Annotated in this window: 1 protein-coding gene; it reads right to left on the reverse strand. The window is 70.7% G+C overall.

The genetic code is table 11. The annotated features are described in order from the left end of the window. Nucleotides 1-84 precede the first annotated feature (84 nt). The gene (locus A2U95_RS25120; RefSeq protein ID WP_166027068.1) at nucleotides 85-987 is read right to left on the reverse strand and encodes a S1 family peptidase; all 903 of its coding nucleotides are present in this window, start codon (nucleotides 985-987) and stop codon (nucleotides 85-87) included. Between the last annotated feature and the right edge of the window lie 458 nt (nucleotides 988-1,445).

Here is a 1,445-nt window from a genome sequence, read left to right on the forward strand (position 1 = left end):
CCTCCCCACCCCGCCCGGACAGCGGGAACCCCCCGCACGCGGCGCGTGCGGGGGGTTCCCAGGAGGATGTGGAAGAGCGACCGGTCAGAAGACGCGGACCCCGTAGGCGTTCAGGGCCTCGACGACCGGCTGGAAGAAGGTCGTGCCACCGGTGGAGCAGTTGCCGCTGCCGCCGGAGGTGAGGCCGTAGGCCACACCGCTGGTCGAGTACAGCGGGCCGCCGGAGTCGCCGGGCTCGGCGCAGACCGTGGTCTGGATCATGCCGTAGACGACGTCGCCGCCACCGTAGTTCACGGTCGCGTTCAGCGCGGTGACCCGGCCGCTGTGGGTGCCCGTGGTGGAGCCCCGGCGCGTGACGGTGGTGCCGACGGTGGGCGTGGCGGCGCTGCGGATGTCCACGCTGCCGACCGTGCCCGACTTGGTGACCGAGGAGTTCGTGTACCGGACGAGGCCGTAGTCGTTGTTCGGGAAGCTGGTGCCGGCGGTGGAGCCGAGGACCGTGGTCCGTCCCGAGTTCGAGTACCAGGTGCCGGCGCCCTCGGTGCAGTGACCGGCGGTCAGGAAGTAGTAGTTGCCGGCGCTGTCCTGGACGTTGAACCCGAGGGAGCAGCGGCCCGACCCCGAGTAGATGGCGTCGCCGCCGGAGATGTACTTCTGGAACTTGCCCGCGGTGCGCTTGATGGTCAGCGCGTCGGCCTTGTCGCCGGCCTCCGCCTTGATCTTGTTGATCTCCGCCTGGGACACCGTGCTGTCGACGGTGACGACCACCCGGTTCGTCTTGGCGTCGACGGCCCAGGCGGTACCCGGGATGTCGGCTTCCAGGACCGCGCCACTGGCCGAGCTGAGTTCACTGGTGCTGAAGGTGGCGACTTCGTCGGCACTGGCGGAGGGCACCGCGATGGCGGCGGCGGCCACCAGGCCGGTGGCCACGGCGAGCAGACGGGTTCGTCTCGTGACGCCGTTGGGGGTCGTGCGCTTGATCCTCACTGGTCGTTCCTCCACTTGGGAAGTTGGGGGCCCGCTTGTGGGGGCGCGGGCCCGTGAGGCGCAGCCGGGTGGCACGGGCGACCGGGATTGCCGGACTCGCCGTGCTCCTGACAAGCGCTGCAGGGAGTATTCGGCCGGGCGACCGAGCCGCGCAAGGGTGCCTTTCGGCCGCCCGACGAGGACGGCGTCGCCAAGCGCATTCCCCACCCGCTCGGGTCACAGACCCCCTGCTCAGCGAAACCCCGCGTATGCAGCAACGGGCGTTCGTGCGTTCCCCTCTCCTCACCCGCCGTCCCATTCGCCCCTGGCCGGAACACGCCCCTCCGCTTCCGGCCCGGCGGTTCCACCACGGCAAATCCCCACAGCCGCTTCACACATCGTTTTCGGACACGCGTTTCGGACACCCGCCACGGCGCCCTTCGGGCCGGCGGGGCGAAGACGTGCGGAAACGGGCCGGC

The sequence above is a fragment of the Streptomyces chilikensis genome, assembly GCF_001642695.1.
GTDB lineage: Bacteria > Actinomycetota > Actinomycetes > Streptomycetales > Streptomycetaceae > Streptomyces > Streptomyces chilikensis.